This window comes from Amphritea atlantica, assembly GCF_900111095.1.
Taxonomy (GTDB): domain Bacteria; phylum Pseudomonadota; class Gammaproteobacteria; order Pseudomonadales; family Balneatricaceae; genus Amphritea; species Amphritea atlantica.
Window position 1 is genome coordinate 511,791 of the sequence record NZ_FOGB01000001.1, and the last position, 18,491, is coordinate 530,281.

Here is an 18,491-nt window from a genome sequence, read left to right on the forward strand (position 1 = left end):
ATATCAGCACTGTTTATTCAGTTTTGTTAGCCAGCCTTCTTTAGTCAGCATAGAAACAAACTTATTGGCTTGCCTGATATAAGTACAATATTGCTTTTTGATATGGGTTATACAGTCAACCTATAGACGCGGCTCTTTAAACCTTTTTCAGTGCTGTTTCGAGTAGGGTGACAAACACTTTACGTTTTGCTGAGGTCTCCAGCCGTGATGGGTAGATTGCGTGGATATCAGCTTGCTGACTATAGTCCGGGAGTATGCGGATAAGGTGGCCGCTGTTCAGTTCCTCGCGGATATTCCACACTGATCTGAGCATGATACCCCGGCCATCGAGACACCACTGTTTGGCCACGCTGCCGTTATTAGTGGTTAGCGGCGCGGTTAATTTGATACTTTTTTTGCCGGCTCTGCTCTCTAAACGCCAGTGTCCATAGCTCTGATCCCGTTCCCGGATGCCGATGCAGCGGTGACGGTTCAGCTCAGCCAGCTGTTGCGGTGTGCCATACTCTTCCAGATAGGCTGGCGCGGCGCAGAGAATTCGCTGGTTTTCACCGAGGCGTTTGGCGATCAGCTGTTGAGGCAGTTCACCGCCGACTCGCAGTTCAATATCAAACCCCTCTGAAATCAGATCGACGGGACGGTCGAGCAACTCCAGATCAATCTCCAGTTGCGGATACTGCTGGCTAAAGCGGGATACCACCGGTGCGATAAAGTGGCTGCCAAATCCGCTACTGGTGACAATTCTTAGTTTACCTTTGGGTATCAGCTGTTCGTTGACAATTTCAGCTTCCATCTGCTCCATCGTTTCCAGCAGGCGCTCTGACCATTCCAGGGCAATTTTACCTTCGGGGCTCAGTATTACCTGCCGGGCGTTGCGAATAAACAGGCGCACGCCCAGATGCTTCTCCAGCAGGTTGATCCGTTTGCTGATATATGCCGGGGAGACATCCAGGCTGTCGGCCGCACTACTGAAGCCTTGCAATCGGGCAGCGACTACGAACACCTGTATATCGTTAAGGGGAGGAAGTTGATTCACGTTTCGTGACCCTTGTATTTACACTATGGCTTTTTAATCTACGTATCATATCGAATATGATGGTTGTTTCCGAATTCGAAAAGATCTCTTTTTCAAGTGAGTACGACGATGAACAAAGTAAAGATTGCGGTGATTCCCGGTGATGGTATCGGTAAAGAGGTTATCCCTGTCGGGATGCAGATACTCGAAGCGGCAGGGCGTAAACATGGGGTGGAGTTTAACTGGACAGAGTTTGACTGGTCCTGTGAAACCTATCATCGCACCGGGCGGATGATGCCTGAAGATGGTCTGGAGCAGTTGAAAGGCTTTGATGCGATCTATCTGGGGGCGGTGGGCTTTCCTGGTGTGCCTGATCATATCTCCCTTTGGGGATTGCTGTTGCCGATTCGCCGGGCGTTTGATCAGTACGTTAACCTGCGTCCTGTCCGTTTGTTTGAGGGGGTGCCATGCCCGTTAGCAGGAAAGAAACCCGGCGATATCGATTTCTACGTGGTCAGGGAAAACGTTGAAGGGGAGTACTCCTCTGTGGGTGGCATTCAGTATGAGGGCACCGAACATGAGGTGGTTTCGCAGCAGAGTATCTTCACCCGTCGTGGGACAGATCGCATTCTCAGGTATGCGTTTGACCTGGCTCAGAGCCGCCCGGCGAAGCATCTGAGTTCTGCAACAAAATCCAACGGCATCTATCACTCAATGCCTTACTGGGACAGCCGGGTCGAGGCGATGGCGAAAGACTATCCGCAGGTAAATGTGGATCAGTACCATATCGATATTCTCACGGCTAACTTTGTGCGCATGCCGGAACACTTTGATGTGGTGGTGGGGTCAAATCTGTTTGGCGATATTCTCTCAGATCTGGGACCTGCCTGTACCGGCACCATCGCCATCGCGCCATCGGCGAATATCAACCCGGAAAAAACCTTTCCGTCGATGTTCGAACCGGTGCATGGTTCGGCCCCGGATATTGCCGGGCAGGGGATCGCCAATCCGCTGGGTACCATCTGGGCCGGTGCGATGATGATGCAGCATCTTGGCTATGATTCGGTACACGATTCTCTGATGCAGGCGATGGCCAGCGTATTAGCTGAGGGCAAAGCACTGACCCGGGATATGGGCGGTAACGCGAATACCCAGCAGCTGGGTGACGCGATCCTGAAGGAGATTCTCTGACACAGATGCTGATGCAGGATCTGGTGATCTGAGCCTGTCAGGCTGATACGCCCGTATCAGCCTTCCACTCTTCTTGGGGCGGTTAAATTCCCCTCTGTTTTTGTATGACTCAATTCCGGTTTGACCAGGAACACCGGGCCTTAGGTGTCATATTAATTTCATCGGCAGGTATTAGTCTCTGATCTTTCTATAAAGATAAAGAGCGTGAATACAACGATGAAAAAGCTATCTGAAGAGCCTACCCTTGCCCCGGATGCAGAGATTCAGGGGGTTAATTTTGGCCGTTTTAATGAAGTCGGTGAGCGCTGTAAACTGGTGAATTCCCGCCTGGATGATTACGCCTACGTTGGAAATGACTCCGATATCATCAATACGGAGATCGGTAAGTTCTGCTCGATAGCCTCCCACACCCGGCTGAATCCGGGCAACCATCCAGTCGAAAAAGCGGCGATGCATCACTTTACCTACCGCAGTTCTATGTATGGCTTAGGTGACGATGATGAGTCCTTTTTTCAGTGGCGTCGGGATCAGCCGGTGAACATTGGCAACGATGTCTGGATCGGCCACGGGGCGGTGATTCTTGCCGGAGTTACTGTGGGCAATGGTGCGGTCATTGCGGCAGGAGCTGTGGTTTCCAAAGATGTCGAAGACTACTGCATTGTCGCAGGCGTGCCGGCAAAGCCTGTCCGCAAGCGCTTCAGCGATGAGGTCATTCAGGGATTTAACCGGCTGTGCTGGTGGGACTGGGATGATGCTTTATTAGCTGAACGAATGGCTGATTTTCGGGTATTATCGGGCGAGGATTTTCTGCTTAAGTACTGCTAAATGTGTACTGTTAAATGTGTATTGGTAAATAAGTACCGTTAAATCAAGTGCTTTGAACAACCCGCTTTGTTTCGACATAAAGCGTCCATAAAACTGTAAGAAAACCAACATGTCTAGATAACTTTGCTGTCATAAAAACGCCCTAAGCTTGCATGCAATCAAATAGAGGATTGGATTTCATGCCTGCTATCAAAATTACTGCTTTGCGCAAAAGCTTCAATCGTGTTGCTGTTCTGAAAGATGTGTCGATTGAGGTGCAAAAAGGCGAGATGGTTGCTTTGATTGGCTCTTCCGGTTCCGGGAAGTCAACGCTGATGCGCCACCTTTCCGGACTGACCTTTGCCAATCGTAATTCACCATCAATGGTTGAGGTGCTGGGCCGCAAAGTGCAGCAGAACGGCCGGCCGGCAAAGGAACTGCGGGCTACCCGTGCCCGTATCGGTAATGTCTTTCAGCAGTTCAATCTCGTTAACCGCCTCAGCGTTCAGACCAATGTGTTGATTGGTGCGCTGAGCCGTATCCCTACCTATCGCAGCCTGCTGGGCTGGTTTACCGATGAAGAGAAACTTAAAGCTCTTGAGGCGCTGGAATCTGTCGGTCTGCGTCAGCATGCATTGAAGCGGGCTTCTGATCTTTCAGGCGGCCAGCAACAGCGGGTGGCAATCGCCAGAGCGCTGATGCAGGAAGCCGAAATTATTCTGGCCGACGAGCCGATCGCATCGCTGGATCCTGAGTCTTCCCGGCAGGTGATGGAAACTCTGCAACGGATCAACCAGGAGATGGGTATCACCGTCGTGGTAACGCTGCATCAGGTTGAATATGCCCAGAAATATTGTAGTCGTGCGATCGCGCTGAAAGAGGGAGAGATCTATTTTGATGGTTCTATCGATGGGCTTGAAACCTCTCTGTTAACCGATCTCTACGGTACTCAGATATCCGAAGGAACGCTTGGATCTCAGGCACATGAAGTACCTGTAAAACACTCTCATTTAGATCTAAACCCTGAACTTAACCCTGTGTGAAACTGAACTAAACCCGGAGCAAAATCCAATGAAACTTAAGCAAGTGTTTTCTAAGCTGGCTGCTGGCCTGGCGATCACTGCGGCACTGACTGGTGTCAGTGTTGCTCAGGCAGAAGAGTTAAAGACGCTGAATTTCGGCATTATCTCTACCGAAACTTCCCAGAACCTGAAAACTATCTGGGTGCCTTTTCTGGCGGATATGTCGAAAAAGCTGAATATGGAAGTTAAGCCGTTCTTTGCCTCTGACTATGCTGGCATTATTCAGGCGATGCGTTTCAATAAAGTCGATGTTGCCTGGTATGGCAATAAATCTGCCATGGAAGCTGTTGATCGTGCAGGTGGCGAGATCTTTGCTCAGACCGTTGATGTCACTGGCAACCCTGGATACTGGAGTGTGCTGCTGGCTTCTGCCAACAACGACAAGCTGAACAGTGTTGAAGATGTTCTGGCGAACAGCAGTGAGCTGGCGTTTGGTAACGGTGATCCAAACTCAACCTCTGGTTTCCTGGTGCCTAGCTACTACGTGTTTGCTAAAAACGGTGTCGATGCCAAAAAAGCATTTAAGCGTGTCACCAATGCCAGCCACGAAGCTAACTTTATGGCGGTTGCCAACGGTCAGGTTGATGTTGCTACAAACAACACTGAGAACCTTGCTCGTGTTGCGATCACTCATCCGGAAATGGTCGATAAAGTGAAGGTGATCTGGAAATCTCCGCTGATTCCGTCTGACCCTATCGTATGGCGTAAGAACCTGGCTGAAGCTGACAAGAGCAAGATCTATGACTTCTTTATGTCTTACGGAAAGACCAACGATGCTAAAGAGCTGGATATTCTGAAAGAACTGCAGTGGGCTCCGTTCAAAGCGTCCAGCGATGATCAGTTACTGCCTATCCGTCAACTGGCCCTGTTTAAGAACCGGGCAAAAATGATCAATAACTCGGGTCTCTCTGATGCTGAAAAAGCTGAAAAAATCCAGGAAATTGATGAGCAACTGGCTGTACTGAACCGTCGTATGGCAGCTCTTCAGGCTGCTGCACTTTAATTGTTACAACAACTGGCAGCGTTTGTACAAGCGCTGCTGGTTTCCTGCTTTTTTAACGGAATCAGACGATGACTACAGATGCATACGTCAATAAAAATACCATAGTCAGTAAGCCATTTAACTGGATGGCTGCGCTGAGCTGGGGTGTTTTATTCGCCATGCTTGGATGGGGTTGGGAAGGCGCCGAGATGAACCCGATGGTATTGATCCGTGATGCGGGCAATATGGCGGAGTTTGCCGCAGACTTCTTTCCTCCTGACTTTAGCGATATCAAATTTTACCTTGAAGAGATGGCGGTCACGATCCATATCGCGCTCTGGGGGACGGTGCTTTCCATTCTGCTGTCTATCCCATTCGGCATACTCAGTTCCGAAAACCTGATGCCGGTATGGATCTATCAGCCGGTGCGTCGATTGATGGATGCGACCCGTGCCATTAATGAGATGGTGTTCGCCATGCTGTTTGTGGTGGCGGTGGGGCTGGGACCATTTGCCGGAGTGCTCGCCCTGTTTATCCATACCACCGGTGTGCTGGCAAAGCTATTTTCAGAAGCGGTTGAAGCGATTGATCCACGTCCTGTTGAGGGTGTCAGAGCAACCGGTGCCAATATTTTAGAAGAGATTCTTTACGGTGTTATTCCTCAGGTTCTGCCTTTGTGGATCTCCTACTCGCTTTACCGGTTTGAATCCAACGTACGGTCTGCCACGGTGGTTGGCATGGTAGGTGCCGGAGGTGTGGGGGTAATTCTCTGGGAGAGTATTCGCGGTTTCCAGTTTCAGCAAACCTGTGCCGTGATGATTGTAATTGTTATCTGCGTCACCCTGACCGACCTTCTGTCGCAGCGGCTGCGCAAAGCATTTATCTGATAATTTTTAGCTCCCGGAACTTGTATAGACAAATGGCTATTTACCGCAAAATTGCGATTCAGTTAAGAGACGAGATCAGTGCCCAGTATACGCCGGGAGACCTGTTACCACCGGAAAACCAACTGGCTGATCGTTTTGATGTTAACCGGCATACCGTCCGGCGGGCGATCGATGAGCTGGTGCAGGATGGTCTGGTGCGACGTCATCAGGGGCTTGGCTGTCGAGTGGTGCAAAAACCGATCGATTATGCCCTGCATGACCGGGCGGCATTTTCCCATAACCTGAATCAGATCGGATTGGGGCTGGAAACTGAGATTCTGGGATGCCGGGTCACAACGTTGCCCGCCGTTCTGACAGATCAGCTGGAGCTGACAGAACCTGTCAGTGTGATTGAATTACAGACCCGCCGTTTTATCGGCACTGATCCGGTATGTCTGATCCGCCACTATCTGTTTGGCCTGCCGGATGATGCTCTGAATAACTTTAGTGAGGGATCGCTGCACGCCTATCTGCTACAGAATTTTGATCTGGAGCTGCAGCGGGGCACCACCCGTTTAAGGGCCCGTATGCCTACCTTTGATGAGTGCAGTCAACTGGCTATCAGTCGCGGGATTCCGGTAATGGAGGTACACACCCGAAACGTCTGCCGGCAGTCAGGTGTATTGCGTGAATACTCTATTGCCCGTAGCCGCAGTGATTACTTTGAATACCGAGTGGAACCAACACCATGAATATTAGTACTGAACAGCGTCAGCGCTGGATCTCGGTATTGGCGAAAGCGCCTACCGAAGTTCTGCTGAAGCTATCTGACTCAGTGGTTAGTGATATGCAGTTTGAGCTGATCCGTGAACCTGAAATTGGCCTGACCCAGGTGCGTGCACGGATGGGTGGAAAAGGCGATGCCTTCAATATGGGGGATATGACCGTGACCCGTTGCGTGGTTCGCAGTCAGGGGGACTCTCTGGGGTTCAGCTATGTTGCCGGACGTAATAAGGCTCATGCGCTGCGGGCGGCGCAGCTGGATGCGATGTTGCAACTGTCTGACTTTCATCAGCACCTGACGGACAACGTAATAGAACCGCTGAAACAGCAGGCTAGCGAGTCCCAGCAGGTGAAACAGCAGGCGACCGCTGCTACCAAAGTTGATTTCTTTACCCTGGTGAGAGGAGAGGACTAACCGATGAACAGTATTGCACTACAGATCGGTTTCCAGGAGCCGGTCACCGATGCACAACAGGTGTTCCGTTCGCTGCTTAAAGTGATGAGCGAACCGGGTGTGATTGAATCGCTGGATCAGGCCACCACACTGGAGACTCTGTGCCCGGCGGCCTTTTCAACCTGCCTTGCGTTGTTGGATTCTACTACCCGAATCTGGTTAGCCGAACCCTTTAACAGTGATGCTGTAGCGAAGAATCTCAGCTTTCATACCGGTTGCCGTCTGACGCAAACCGTCGGTGAAGCGGATTTTGTTCTCTGCCGGGCTGATCAGTTACCGCAACTGGATCAGCTCAAACGGGGTTCTGCTGAATACCCTGACCGGGGCTGCACGTTGCTGGTTCAGGTTGATCAGATATCCGATACCGCACTGCCTGAATCTACGGTATTGCGTCTGCAGGGACCCGGAATACCTGGGCAGCGAACGCTGGCAATCAGCTCGTTACCGCGTGAACTGATCCACTATCTGACCGGGCGTCCCGACCCATTTCCGCTGGGACTGGATATCGTTCTGCTGGCCGACAATGTTGTGACCGCCATTCCCCGAACCACCCGTGTGGAGGTGAACTGATGTATGTAGCCGTAAAAGGGGGCGAAAAGGCGATTAGCGCGGCCCATGAATTACTGGCGAAAGTCCGTCGCGGCGATACCCGCGAAGCGGAGCTTTCGGTTAAGCAGGTTGAGCAACAGCTGCCGCTGGCGGTTGCCCGGGTAATGACGGAGGGGGCGGTTTATGACCCTGAACTGGCTGCTCTGGCGATTAAACAGTCCGCTGGTGACCTGGTAGAAGCGATCTTTCTGCTGCGCGCCTATAAGACCACGCTGAACCGTTTTGGTATCTGTGAGCCGATCAATACAGAAACGATGCAGATCGAGCGGCGTATCTCTGCGACCTATAAAGACCTGCCCGGTGGACAGGTGCTGGGGCCAACCTTTGATTACACCCATCGCTTGCTGGATTTCAGCCTGATGGCTGAGGGAGACGTTAGTGAACCCTCTGTTGCTGATATTAGTCCGTCTGCTGAGATGTCTGCTGAGCCTGTCTCTGTTGAACCAGTATCCAAAGTGCTGGAGATTCTGGAACGGGAAAACCTGATGGTTAGCGAGTCTGATCATCAGTCAGAACCCACCGATATTACCCGGGATCCGATCACCTATCCGGCGGAACGCAGTGCCCGTCTGCAGTCGCTGGTACAGGGGGATGAGGGATTCCTGCTGGCGCTGGGCTACTCCACCCAGCGGGGCTATGGTCGCAATCACCCCTTTGCCGGAGAGATCCGCATCGGCGAGGTTGAAGTGTCCATCGTGCCTGAGGAGCTGGGCTTTGAAATTACCATCGGCGCTGTACAGATGACTGAGTGCGAAATGGTCAATGGTTTTACCCGCCATCGTGATGGCGAAGTGAAATTTACCCGTGGTTATGGCGTGGGCTTTGGTCAGTGTGAGCGTAAAGCGATGGCGATGGCGCTGGTGGACCGTTCACTGCAAGCCGCTGACTACGACGAAGAGGTGGTCTCTCCGGCGCAGCAGGAGGAGTTTGTTCTGTCTCACTGCGATAACGTCGAAGCCGCTGGCTTTGTCTCTCACCTGAAACTGCCTCACTACGTTGATTTCCAGTCCGAACTGGAACTGCTGCGTCGTATACGGGCTGCTGAGCAGAGTGACTCTGCTAAGGATATGAACTGATGAATCCGCAGACTATTCGTGAAGGCTATAACTTCGCCTATCTGGATGAACAGACCAAACGGATGATCCGCCGGGCGCTGTTAAAGGCTGTCGCTATTCCCGGTTATCAGGTGCCATTTGGTGGCCGCGAGATGCCGATGCCCTATGGCTGGGGTACCGGTGGCATGCAGGTGACTGCGGCGGTGATTGGTGAGAATGACTGTCTCAAGGTGATCGATCAGGGAGCGGATGACACCACCAATGCGGTGAGTATTCGCGCTTTCTTTCGTGATCTGACCGGAGTCAGGACCACTGAGAAAACCGAAGAGGCGACGCTGATTCAGACCCGCCACCGGATTCCGGAAAAGCCACTTCAGGCGGGGCAGGTGCTGGTCTATCAGGTGCCGATTCCTGAGCCGTTGCGGTTTATTGAGCCCAGTGAGGTTGAAACCCGGAAGATGCATGCGCTGGAGGATTACGGCGTGATGCATATCAAACTCTACGAGGATATTGCCCAGTTTGGCCATATCGCCACGGCCTATGCCTATCCTGTACTGGTAAATGGGCGCTATGTGATGGATCCCTCACCGATCCCTAAATTTGATAATCCGAAAATGGATAACTCTCCGGCGTTGCAGCTGTTTGGTGCCGGTCGTGAAAAACGGATCTATGCGATCCCGCCCTACACCGATGTTAAGAGCCTCGATTTTGAAGACCATCCGTTTGAGGTGCAGAGGTGGGAACAGTGCTGTGCTATCTGTGGTTCAGATGAAAGCTTTCTCGATGAAGTGATTATGGATGATCAGGGAGCCCATGAATTTATCTGTTCAGATACCGATTATTGTCGTGAGCGGATGGCAAACCTGGAGGTGACCGCATGAACCGTGAACCGATTTTACAGGTCGATAACCTCACCAAACTCTATGCTGCGGGCAAAGGGTGTGAGGCGGTGAGTTTCGATCTTTATCCCGGTGAAGTGCTGGGAATTGTGGGGGAATCAGGTTCAGGTAAGTCAACGCTGCTGAACTGTCTCTCTGTCCGTCTGGCCCCGGATGAGGGTGATATTCACTATCTCACCCGGGCTGATGAGTGGGTCAACCTCTATGGCCTGAGCGAGTCCCGCCAGCGTCACCTGCAGCGCACCGAATGGGGGATTGTACATCAGCATCCCCGGGATGGTTTACGTATGGGGGTGTCTGCCGGCGCCAATATTGGTGAGCGCCTGATGGCGACCGGTGAGCGTCATTACGGCAATCTGCGGCAAACCGCGCAGAGCTGGATGAATGACGTAGAGCTGGATATCGCCCGCATCGACGACAAGCCAACCACATACTCGGGAGGGATGCAGCAGCGCTTGCAGATCGCCCGTAATCTGGTGACTCATCCCCGACTGGTGTTTATGGATGAGCCAACCGGGGGTCTGGATGTATCGGTACAGGCGCGGCTTCTGGATCTGCTGCGGCAACTGGTGACCGAAATGAACCTGGCCGTGGTGATTGTCACGCATGATCTGGCGGTGGCCCGATTACTGGCGCAGCGACTGATCGTTATGCGTCACGGCCGGGTGGTTGAAACCGGCCTCACCGATCAGGTGCTTGATGATCCTCAGCACGCTTATACCCAGCTGCTGGTGTCCTCCGTACTGACCTCATAATTCCGGGAAGTAACATAATGCAAACAATGATAGAGGTGCAGGGGTTAACCAAAGTGTTCACCCTGCACAATCAGGGCGCTATCAAGCTGCCGGTCTTCAATGGTATCGACTTTGTCGCGAAGCAGGGCGAGTGCACGGTGCTGTTTGGTGAAAGTGGTTCCGGCAAAAGTACGCTGCTGCGTTCACTTTACGCCAACTACCTGCCAACCAGCGGTTCGATAGTGGTTCGACATCGTGGTGAGATGACTGCGCTCACCGGGGCTTCAAGTCAGACCCTGCTGGAGATTCGCCGGGAAACCATCGGCTACGTCAGCCAGTTTCTGCGGGTGATTCCCCGGGTGGCTACTCTGGATGTGGTGGCTCAGCCTCTGCGTGAGCGGGGTGTCAACGTTGCAACAGCCCATGCTAAAGCGGCTGAACTGCTGGAACAGCTGTATATTCCTGAACGGCTCTGGTCTCTGCCCCCGGGCACGTTTTCCGGTGGCGAGCAGCAGCGGGTAAATATCGCCCGGGGCTTTATCGTCGATTATCCAATTCTGTTGCTGGATGAGCCAACGGCATCGCTGGATCAGCGCAACGCGGCGGTGGTGGTGGATCTGATCCGTCAGGCCCGTAACCGGGGGACAGCCGTGGTTGGGATCTTTCACGATGCGGAGGTTCGTGATGCCGTGGCGGATCAGATCTTCCATGTTAATCCTGACCGCCAGGAAGATTCGTTATTCACCGATGAAAGGGTACCGGCATGATTCTTACAAACGCGCATATTGTGTTGGAAGACGAGGTCATTCATGGCTCAGTCTCTATCAGTGAAGGTCTGATCCAGTCGGTTGATCCGGGCTCTGTTACTTTGCCGGGGGCCGTCAACTGTGAAGGCGGTTTTCTGCTACCCGGCATGGTAGAGCTGCACACCGATAATATGGAGAAACACTTTACCCCGCGTCCCGGTGTTGCCTGGCCCGGTTTGTCTGCCTTTAAGGTTCATGATGCGCAGATGATCAGCGCCGGTATCACCACGGTGTTTGATGCGATCTCGGTGGGGGATGTGGTGGAGGGCAGTGATCGACTTAACAATCTGACCCGTATGGCTGATGCGCTGAATGAAAGTCGTCATAGGGGACTGACCCGTTCTGATCACCTGCTGCATCTGCGTTGTGAAGTCAGTCATGAAGATACCCTCGGCAACTTTAAGCAGCTGTCAGAGCGGTATCCGCCGCAGCTGGTGTCGGTGATGGATCACACCCCGGGGCAGCGTCAGTTTGCCAGCCTGGAAAAATATCGTCAGTACTATCAGGGTAAGTACAAGCTCTCTGATACCGAGATGGAAGCCTTTATTCAGCGTCAGACCGAAGCCAGCAGGCTTTATAGCGATCAGTATCGTAAGGAGATCTGTGCTCTCTGCGATGAACGGGGTATTCCACTGGCCAGTCATGATGATGCTACCCGTGATCATGTGACTGAGTCACTGGGCTTTAATATGGTGATTGCTGAATTTCCGACCACCTATGAAGCGGCCCGGGAGGCCCATGGCTATGGTATGGCGGTGCTGATGGGGGCGCCTAACGTGGTGCGCGGCGGCTCACACTCTGGGAATATTGCTGCCCATACACTGGCATCAGAGGGGTTACTGGATATTCTCTCCAGTGATTACTATCCCGCCAGTCTGTTGGATGCAGCGTTCAAGCTGGCCAATGATGAGAATAATCAGTATGACCTGGCCAAAGCGACTAAGCTGATCAGTTGTAACCCGGCAAAGTCGGTTGGTTTAACTGACCGTGGCCGCATTGCCCCCGGATTAAAAGCGGATCTGATCTGGTGTGAGGCAACAAGCGATCATCCACATATCCTGCATGTGTGGAAAAATGGTCTGCGGGTGTTCTGACAAGATGTCATATCTATTCTATGTGGCAGGCCCGTCGGGCAGCGGAAAGGATTCCCTTATCAATGGTCTGCGTGATCGTCTTGGCGGCGGGTCTTCGGTTTTGTTTGCGCACCGCTACATAACCCGCTGTTGGCAAGCCGGTGGTGAGAATCATGTTGAGCTGAGTGAAGAAGAGTTTCGCCAGCGTTCTCAGGCAGGATTATTCAGCATGCAGTGGCAGGCGAATAATTGCCGTTATGCGATCGGTGTTGAGATCAGTCACTGGCTTAACAGCGGCTATTCGGTCGTGGTGAATGGTTCGCGGGCTCATCTGGAAGAGGCGACCTCCTGTTTTGGTGATCGACTTATTCCAATTCTGGTGACCGTTGATCCGGCAGTACTGAGGCAGCGTCTGCAGGCGCGGGGGCGGGAAGAGGGGGGTGAAATTGATGCCAGAATTGCCCGTAATCAGATCTTTGAACAGCGCCTGCATGGTCGGGCAATAGAGATCGCCAATGATACCGATCTTTGTTCTGCGGTCGATCAGTTTCACCGCATCGTGATGAATCATACAGAGATCAGCGCAGATGTTGAAAATTGAGTTTTTAGGCAGTGGTAATGCGGCGGGGGTTCCTGTCTGGGGTTGTCGCTGCAGTGCCTGTCTTCAGGCTCAGACTGATCCGGGAAAACGGCGCAGAGGCGCCTCACTGGCGATTCATACAGATGAGGGGGTAACGCTGGTTGATGCCGGGCTGACTGATCTGGCTGAACGCTTCAGTTTTGTCTCAGTAAAACGGATTCTGCTGACCCATTTTCATATGGATCATGTACAGGGGTTGTTTCATCTGCGCTGGTCAGAAGAGGCCAGGCGGATACCGGTTTTCCGACCCGATGATCCTCTCGGGGCCGATGATCTGTATAAACATCCGGGTGTGTTTGAGTTTCAGCCCCCCTTCAAACCTTTTGATTCTGTTGAATGGCCGGGGTTCAGAGTGGTTGCTTTACCGCTGATTCATTCCAGGGAAACCTTCGGCTATCTGATCAGCAATGGCAATTATTGCATGGCGTATCTGACCGATACAGCAGGCTTTCCTGCGGAGACTCTGAACTATCTGCAACGTTATCCGGTGGATGATCTGGTGCTGGATTGTAGTGAGCCTCCGAGAGAATCGATGCCCCGCAACCATAACGATCTGAATGCTGCGCTTGATCTCTGGCGTCAAAGTGGTGCCAGCCGTTTGTGGCTCACCCATATTAGCCATCGGTTGGATTGCTGGCTGGAGCATTCTGGCGCTACACTGCCTGAAGGTGTGGCTGTTGTTACTGATGGGATGCTGTTTGAGATTGAAGAAGATTGTGTCTCTCAGAAACTGATCGTCGAGATAAGTAGAAAGGGTTGAGATTGGAAGAGACAGCTGAGATAGCGAATGACACTTGAACCGGAAATTGCTGTTGTCCTGTCGGTGATGATGCATGTCACCTGGAATCTGATCGCGCGCTATCAGTCATCCAGGGCATTTCCATTGTGGTGGGTGTTGCTGGCTCATCTGATTATGGTTGCCCCGTGGGGTTTCTGGGCGCTGATTACTGAGGTTCACTGGAACCTTACTTTTGCACTGCTTCTGCTGATCTCAGCGTCAGCGAATGTGATCTACTTTTTAGGGCTAAGGCAGGCGTATCATCACGCCCCGGTACCGCTGGTCTACCCTCTGGTCAGAAGTTCACCTCTGTTGATTGCGATCTGGAGTGTTTTACTCTTTGGGGAAACGCTGGGTATCTGGGCATGGGCAGGAATCATCGTTAGTGTCGCAGGCTTGCTCATTCTGGCATTCAGCTCTGGTTCTGCCAATGACAAGCGCGCCTTGCCCTGGGCGATGACTGCGATGCTGGCCACCAGTGTTTATTCGCTGAGTGATAAGGCGGCAGTGTCCAGCCTGAATAGTTTTAGTGCCATTGTCGGCTTCATCTCAGTGGGGTACTTCTGTTCATGGCTGGCACTGTCGGTTCTGTTAGTCCGCCAGACAGGAGACTGGCGGCCCCGAACAGGGATCTCTCCTTTAGCTATGTTCACCGGAGGACTTTGTATCGGTCTGGCTTATGCACTGGTGGTGTTTGCCATGAAGCAGATGCCCTCTGCCGTGGTCGTGGCATATTCTAATGCCGGAATCATCGTCGCGTCGGTTATCTCGATTCTTTTCTTACGTGAACGCTGGGCCTGGAAGCAGAGAGTTCTGGCGGCAATGATCATTCTTATCGGGATTATCATGATCTATCGGGGATAGGCTTATATGCTCAGATATCAATCGCAATTTAAACGTTAATTCCGCTATAAATGCGATCTGATATTTCGTATAGTCATACCATTACCAGGTAGATTAAGTGCACAGTCCATGGCTAGACATAAGCCTAACCCCTATTCCGATGATTCCTATGATCAGGCTGCTATCAATCTCCGACTTGCATTGTCTGTATTAGGGGAGCATCGTTTGCCCAGCTCGCCCGTTAATTTCCGGCTTGCTTATGATCTTATCGACGGCAGAAGCCACAGCTTAAATGATCAGTTTAAGGCGGTGCTCGCTTCAGAGCATACAGATCTCAATGAAGCGTTATGGGATCTGTATCGTAAGTTTTATATACAGGATGAAGAGGCGCTGGAGCTTATCAGAGCTGAGCTGCAGGGAATTTTAACCGGTGTGGTTAATGAGTGTGGCTTTGCCCGGGGAGAGTTATTGGCATACTCCGGTCGCTTAAACATACTGGCAGATCTGATGAATGCTGATGCAAACTCTGAGCTAACACTGACAGCCGTTAAAGATGCTATCAAAGATGCTCAGGAAGTAGCAGAAACTCAACAGCAGTTGGGGTCTCAGCTTACCGATGTACTGAAAGAGGTTCGTGAGATCCGTAAGGTGATCAATGAGGTTCGGGAGGAGTCTCATATAGATCCGTTGACTGGCGTTTCTAATCGCCGGGCATTTGATTTTGCTTTAGACCATCAGATTGATGAAGCAACAGATCAGAGTGAACCGCTCTCTTTACTGTTATGCGATATCGATAACTTCAAAAAATTCAACGACGATTATGGTCATCTTGTCGGCGATAAAGTACTGCAATTTGTGGCTAAACAGTTGAAGAGATCAATCAAGGGGCGGGACTTTGTCTGCCGTTTTGGCGGAGAAGAGTTTGCCATAATTCTGCCGCAAACACCGCTTAAAAGCGCTGTAATTGTGGCTGATCAGCTTAGATTGGCGATCAGTAAGAGTCGCTTGAAACGTGCCAACTCAGATGAAGTCTACGGCCATGTAACACTCTCGTTCGGTGTTGCAGAGCTGAGACCCGATGAAGCTCGCAATGATCTGATTGACCGGGCTGACCGGGGCCTCTATCAGGCCAAGAAAAATGGTCGCAACCGGGTAGAGATGATCACGGATTAAAAGCTCCACGATCTCTACTAGCGTTTGTATACCAGCCGGTTATTCACATCACGACTCTGTTTAATAAGCTCTCTATGGTCTATCGCATTGCTTTGTTTCGCCATGCGATCATAGAGGAGTACATTGACGGTTGCTGCCAGGTTCATGCAACCGATGGTAGGAACATAGACCACTGCATCGGCCAGATCGACAACCGACTGATCAATTGATCCATCTTCCGGACCAAAGATGTACAGCGCATCCTCAGGGTGAGTGAACTCGGGCAGAGGTATCGCTCCTTCGGCCAGCTCGACACACACCAGTTTCCGGCTTTCTCCCATCAGTTCTGTTAATGCATTAATGGAACTCAGAGGGATCTGCTGGCTGATATTACGGGTATCCAGGTGATACTTAGCGGCTCTCTCAAACCGGGTGCCGGTGTAATAAATGGCTGAAGCACCATAGCAACCCGCTGCGCGCATCACTGCACCAACATTGGAAGGGCTTTTCGGGTTGCACAAGGCGATGGCAGCTGAGCCAGTTTCAGACACAATAGAGTCCTTTGATTCAGGATGTTTTGAGATCCTATGCTTTTATTCGGCAGGAGTTTAACAAAATGCGTGAAAATTTACCTTTTAAAGATCTCATACAGATTGTGAAGTGTAGTTTGCTTACTCAACTGTTTTCGCTAACTGTTCTAGCAGGGCAGATCTGTCGATCAGTTGCTGGAAGCGCTCTTTATTATCGGTCAGTACAACATTATTCGCACCCGTAAGACGCAATATGGCCTGCACTTTTGTTTGCGTATTATATTCAGGGGAATCAATGAGGGATGTTGTCGATAGTCCCGATCCCAGTAATTCTTCAACCATCTGGCCATTTAACCAGCGTGACCGTTCCCACATTTGAACAGGCTCCCCGAAAGAAACCCACTCATTTTCTGATTCCGGTGGGGGATATGCTGATTGTTGTATCTCATCAATGTATTTTCGTATTAACTCAGATAGCTGCTGGGAGTTTGATACTGCAAGTTCAGCCAGTTCAAAAGGCTGTGCTGAGGTTTTAGGATCAGGAGCGATGTCGGCATATAGTTTGATAAACGCAGATTCAAACCAGGGGTAATGCTTTGCAAGCGATGTGAATATGCCAGAAGGCGTTGCCGTGCCTACCAGACATCTGCTAATTCCATTCCGGGTTTCAACAAATACAAAAGACTTTAAGTCACTCACCCTTCCAAGAATCAGAGCAAAAATATATAAACGGGAGGAGAGCCATTTATCGCCTTCACCCAGATCAATAATGGCATAATCGGCATCTTGTGTAGCCGCCAGCTGTTTAAACAGTTCGTGTGATGCGCTATCGAAAAGCTTAGTAGGAGTGAGCTGCCTGACATCGAAATCTGCGACTGAGCTCGGAGTCATTTCAGGTAAAGCGGACAGCTCAATAGCATAATCACCATAGGATAACTTAGTGATACGTTTACCCATCTGCTCAACTAAAGTGGAGAGAGGTTTTTGCATTGCGAATAATGATGTTCCAACGACAAAAGGCCATGCGATCGCATTTAAAATATCAGCTATTGCTTTCCAGTCTATAGCCATACTTCACCTCTTTATTTTCAATCCCTGTTTGAAGCTTTGCTCAATAGCTCATTCAGGGATCGAATAGCGGGATTGCAGTTGATAGGCTTCAGTGGTTTGCGCATGATTGCAAACAACCGTTTTAATTCAGTGTAGTTATCAACTGCAATTCTGTGAAATATGCACTGTAAATAGTGTTTTAACACTGTCAATAATTTCGCTAGGAGTGCTAGCCAAAAATAGACCAGCCGGTGTGCTGTACCAGGTTCTCCAGCGCTTCGGTGCCCAGTTTACTGTTGCCAACCTCATCCAGACCCGGTGACCATACCGCGATCGATGCCTTACCCGGCGCTATCGCCAAAATACCACCGCCAACACCACTCTTGCCGGGCAGACCTACCCGGAAGGCGAATTCGCCTGAGCCATCATAGTGACCGCACATCAGCATCAACGAGTTAATTCGGCGGGCGCGCAGGGCCGAAACCACCCGGGTTCCGGACACCGGGTTGCGGCCATTATCGACAAGAAACAGTCCTGAGCGGGCCAGCTGTTCTGTATTCATCGCAATGGAGCAGTGGTGGAAATAGGTGCCTAAAACCCAATCGACCGGGTTCTTCATCCGCCCAAATGATGCCATAAAGTGAGCCAGAGAGGCATTTCGATCACCGGTGACCAGTTCTGACTGCGCCACTTTTTCATCGATACCGATACTGTCATCATCCGCAATAAAACGAACAAATTGAAGAATCTCGCCCAGTGTTTCTTTTGGCTGGTGACCCTTCAGAATGGCATCGGCGATAGCAATAGCACCGGCATTGATAAATGGATTACGGGGCTTACCGTTTTCATGTTCCAGCTGCACGATGGAATTAAACGGATCGCCTGAGGGTTCACGTCCAACCCGGGACCATACCGCGTCACCGAGTTTGCCCAGAGCGATCGTCAGGGTAAATACTTTGGAGATACTCTGTATCGAAAACAGCCGTTCGCTGTGTCCCGAACTGAATACCCGTCCATCTGCCAGCGCCACGGTAATGGCGAACTGGTTAGGATCAATACAGGCCAGTTGCGGAATATAATCCGCTACCTTGCCGCGTTCTTTACTCGCGCCGATTGTGGCGACGATCTCATCTAAAATATCTTGCACC

The 18,491-nt window shown here is 51.3% G+C and carries 21 protein-coding genes; 17 read left to right on the top strand and 4 right to left on the bottom strand.

Going from position 1 to position 18,491, the window contains the following annotated elements; genetic code table 11:
* Positions 1–136 precede the first annotated feature (136 nt).
* Entirely contained in the window at positions 137–1,033 is an 897-nt protein-coding gene (locus tag BMY09_RS02300) for a LysR family transcriptional regulator (protein WP_091353352.1), read from the bottom strand.
* Positions 1,034–1,141: 108 nt separating this feature from the next.
* On the opposite strand from BMY09_RS02300, the gene BMY09_RS02305 reads away from it, so the two are divergent.
* From BMY09_RS02305 to BMY09_RS02385, 17 genes are all read left to right on the top strand, one after another.
* On the top strand, positions 1,142–2,203 hold the full coding sequence (locus tag BMY09_RS02305; RefSeq protein WP_091353355.1) for a tartrate dehydrogenase: 1,062 nt from the start codon (positions 1,142–1,144) through the stop codon (positions 2,201–2,203).
* Positions 2,204–2,419: 216 nt separating this feature from the next.
* A complete protein-coding gene (locus BMY09_RS02310) occupies positions 2,420–3,028 on the top strand; it encodes a DapH/DapD/GlmU-related protein (RefSeq protein ID WP_091353358.1) in 609 nt (202 codons plus the stop codon).
* A gap of 179 nt (positions 3,029–3,207) precedes the next feature.
* Positions 3,208–4,050 (top strand): phosphonate ABC transporter ATP-binding protein, encoded by an 843-nt coding sequence (gene phnC / locus BMY09_RS02315; RefSeq protein ID WP_091353359.1) that lies wholly within the window; start codon positions 3,208–3,210, stop codon positions 4,048–4,050.
* A gap of 28 nt (positions 4,051–4,078) precedes the next feature.
* On the top strand, positions 4,079–5,092 hold the full coding sequence (gene phnD, locus BMY09_RS02320) for a phosphonate ABC transporter substrate-binding protein (protein WP_091353362.1): 1,014 nt from the start codon (positions 4,079–4,081) through the stop codon (positions 5,090–5,092).
* A 68-nt stretch (positions 5,093–5,160) separates the two neighbouring features.
* Positions 5,161–5,958: a phosphonate ABC transporter, permease protein PhnE gene (phnE, locus tag BMY09_RS02325; protein WP_091353365.1), complete on the top strand. Its 798-nt coding sequence runs from the start codon at positions 5,161–5,163 to the stop codon at positions 5,956–5,958.
* 32 nt (positions 5,959–5,990) lie between these two features.
* Positions 5,991–6,689: a phosphonate metabolism transcriptional regulator PhnF gene (gene phnF / locus BMY09_RS02330; protein WP_091353367.1), complete on the top strand. Its 699-nt coding sequence runs from the start codon at positions 5,991–5,993 to the stop codon at positions 6,687–6,689.
* Complete coding sequence (gene phnG, locus BMY09_RS02335; protein ID WP_091353369.1) at positions 6,686–7,135, top strand: phosphonate C-P lyase system protein PhnG; 450 nt, start codon at positions 6,686–6,688, stop codon at positions 7,133–7,135. The genes phnF and phnG overlap by 4 nt, the downstream gene beginning before the upstream one ends.
* A 3-nt stretch (positions 7,136–7,138) precedes the next feature.
* Positions 7,139–7,744: a phosphonate C-P lyase system protein PhnH gene (gene phnH / locus BMY09_RS02340; RefSeq protein ID WP_091353372.1), complete on the top strand. Its 606-nt coding sequence runs from the start codon at positions 7,139–7,141 to the stop codon at positions 7,742–7,744.
* Positions 7,744–8,859, top strand: coding sequence for a carbon-phosphorus lyase complex subunit (locus tag BMY09_RS02345; protein WP_091353375.1), 1,116 nt, complete (start codon positions 7,744–7,746; stop codon positions 8,857–8,859). Before phnH ends, BMY09_RS02345 begins: the two co-directional genes overlap by 1 nt.
* Complete coding sequence (locus BMY09_RS02350) at positions 8,859–9,719, top strand: alpha-D-ribose 1-methylphosphonate 5-phosphate C-P-lyase PhnJ (RefSeq protein WP_091353378.1); 861 nt, start codon at positions 8,859–8,861, stop codon at positions 9,717–9,719. Before BMY09_RS02345 ends, BMY09_RS02350 begins: the two co-directional genes overlap by 1 nt.
* Entirely contained in the window at positions 9,716–10,492 is a 777-nt protein-coding gene (phnK, locus tag BMY09_RS02355; RefSeq protein WP_091353381.1) for a phosphonate C-P lyase system protein PhnK, read from the top strand. Before BMY09_RS02350 ends, phnK begins: the two co-directional genes overlap by 4 nt.
* A 17-nt stretch (positions 10,493–10,509) precedes the next feature.
* Positions 10,510–11,238, top strand: coding sequence for a phosphonate C-P lyase system protein PhnL (phnL, locus tag BMY09_RS02360; protein ID WP_091353384.1), 729 nt, complete (start codon positions 10,510–10,512; stop codon positions 11,236–11,238).
* Positions 11,235–12,371, top strand: coding sequence for an alpha-D-ribose 1-methylphosphonate 5-triphosphate diphosphatase (gene phnM / locus BMY09_RS02365; RefSeq protein ID WP_091353386.1), 1,137 nt, complete (start codon positions 11,235–11,237; stop codon positions 12,369–12,371). The genes phnL and phnM overlap by 4 nt, the downstream gene beginning before the upstream one ends.
* A 4-nt stretch (positions 12,372–12,375) precedes the next feature.
* On the top strand, positions 12,376–12,951 hold the full coding sequence (gene phnN, locus BMY09_RS02370) for a ribose 1,5-bisphosphokinase (RefSeq protein ID WP_091353389.1): 576 nt from the start codon (positions 12,376–12,378) through the stop codon (positions 12,949–12,951).
* Positions 12,938–13,750, top strand: coding sequence for a phosphonate metabolism protein PhnP (gene phnP, locus BMY09_RS02375; protein WP_217647373.1), 813 nt, complete (start codon positions 12,938–12,940; stop codon positions 13,748–13,750). Before phnN ends, phnP begins: the two co-directional genes overlap by 14 nt.
* A gap of 27 nt (positions 13,751–13,777) precedes the next feature.
* Entirely contained in the window at positions 13,778–14,632 is an 855-nt protein-coding gene (locus BMY09_RS02380) for an EamA family transporter (protein ID WP_091353391.1), read from the top strand.
* Between the two features lie 108 nt (positions 14,633–14,740).
* Positions 14,741–15,784 carry a GGDEF domain-containing protein gene (locus BMY09_RS02385; RefSeq protein ID WP_091353394.1) on the top strand — a complete coding sequence of 348 codons (1,044 nt, stop codon included), beginning with the start codon at positions 14,741–14,743 and terminating at the stop codon, positions 15,782–15,784.
* Between the two features lie 17 nt (positions 15,785–15,801).
* On the opposite strand, the gene BMY09_RS02390 is transcribed toward BMY09_RS02385, so the two are convergent.
* The 3 genes from BMY09_RS02390 to BMY09_RS02400 all read right to left on the bottom strand — a co-directional run bounded on the left by BMY09_RS02390 (position 15,802) and on the right by BMY09_RS02400 (position 18,490).
* A complete protein-coding gene (locus tag BMY09_RS02390; protein ID WP_091353396.1) occupies positions 15,802–16,314 on the bottom strand; it encodes an RNA methyltransferase in 513 nt (170 codons plus the stop codon).
* A gap of 120 nt (positions 16,315–16,434) precedes the next feature.
* Positions 16,435–17,364: a hypothetical protein gene (locus BMY09_RS02395; protein ID WP_091353398.1), complete on the bottom strand. Its 930-nt coding sequence runs from the start codon at positions 17,362–17,364 to the stop codon at positions 16,435–16,437.
* Positions 17,365–17,572: 208 nt separating this feature from the next.
* Positions 17,573–18,490 carry a glutaminase gene (locus BMY09_RS02400; RefSeq protein ID WP_091353401.1) on the bottom strand — a complete coding sequence of 306 codons (918 nt, stop codon included), beginning with the start codon at positions 18,488–18,490 and terminating at the stop codon, positions 17,573–17,575.
* Between the last annotated feature and the right edge of the window lies 1 nt (position 18,491).

Bases quoted from the DNA above. Each gene is read 5' to 3' on its own strand.
- phnG (WP_091353369.1), top strand. From the start codon at position 6,686: ATGAATATTAGTACTGAACAGCGTCAGCGCTGGATCTCGGTATTGGCG.
- BMY09_RS02345 (WP_091353375.1), top strand. From the start codon at position 7,744: ATGTATGTAGCCGTAAAAGGGGGCGAAAAGGCGATTAGCGCGGCCCAT.
- BMY09_RS02385 (WP_091353394.1), top strand. From the start codon at position 14,741: ATGGCTAGACATAAGCCTAACCCCTATTCCGATGATTCCTATGATCAG.
- phnH (WP_091353372.1), top strand. From the start codon at position 7,139: ATGAACAGTATTGCACTACAGATCGGTTTCCAGGAGCCGGTCACCGAT.
- phnM (WP_091353386.1), top strand. From the start codon at position 11,235: ATGATTCTTACAAACGCGCATATTGTGTTGGAAGACGAGGTCATTCAT.
- BMY09_RS02310 (WP_091353358.1), top strand. From the start codon at position 2,420: ATGAAAAAGCTATCTGAAGAGCCTACCCTTGCCCCGGATGCAGAGATT.
- phnE (WP_091353365.1), top strand. From the start codon at position 5,161: ATGACTACAGATGCATACGTCAATAAAAATACCATAGTCAGTAAGCCA.
- BMY09_RS02305 (WP_091353355.1), top strand. From the start codon at position 1,142: ATGAACAAAGTAAAGATTGCGGTGATTCCCGGTGATGGTATCGGTAAA.
- phnF (WP_091353367.1), top strand. From the start codon at position 5,991: ATGGCTATTTACCGCAAAATTGCGATTCAGTTAAGAGACGAGATCAGT.
- phnL (WP_091353384.1), top strand. From the start codon at position 10,510: ATGCAAACAATGATAGAGGTGCAGGGGTTAACCAAAGTGTTCACCCTG.
- BMY09_RS02380 (WP_091353391.1), top strand. From the start codon at position 13,778: ATGACACTTGAACCGGAAATTGCTGTTGTCCTGTCGGTGATGATGCAT.
- phnK (WP_091353381.1), top strand. From the start codon at position 9,716: ATGAACCGTGAACCGATTTTACAGGTCGATAACCTCACCAAACTCTAT.
- phnP (WP_217647373.1), top strand. From the start codon at position 12,938: ATGTTGAAAATTGAGTTTTTAGGCAGTGGTAATGCGGCGGGGGTTCCT.
- BMY09_RS02350 (WP_091353378.1), top strand. From the start codon at position 8,859: ATGAATCCGCAGACTATTCGTGAAGGCTATAACTTCGCCTATCTGGAT.
- phnD (WP_091353362.1), top strand. From the start codon at position 4,079: ATGAAACTTAAGCAAGTGTTTTCTAAGCTGGCTGCTGGCCTGGCGATC.
- phnC (WP_091353359.1), top strand. From the start codon at position 3,208: ATGCCTGCTATCAAAATTACTGCTTTGCGCAAAAGCTTCAATCGTGTT.
- BMY09_RS02395 (WP_091353398.1), bottom strand. From the start codon at position 17,364: ATGGCTATAGACTGGAAAGCAATAGCTGATATTTTAAATGCGATCGCA.
- phnN (WP_091353389.1), top strand. From the start codon at position 12,376: ATGTCATATCTATTCTATGTGGCAGGCCCGTCGGGCAGCGGAAAGGAT.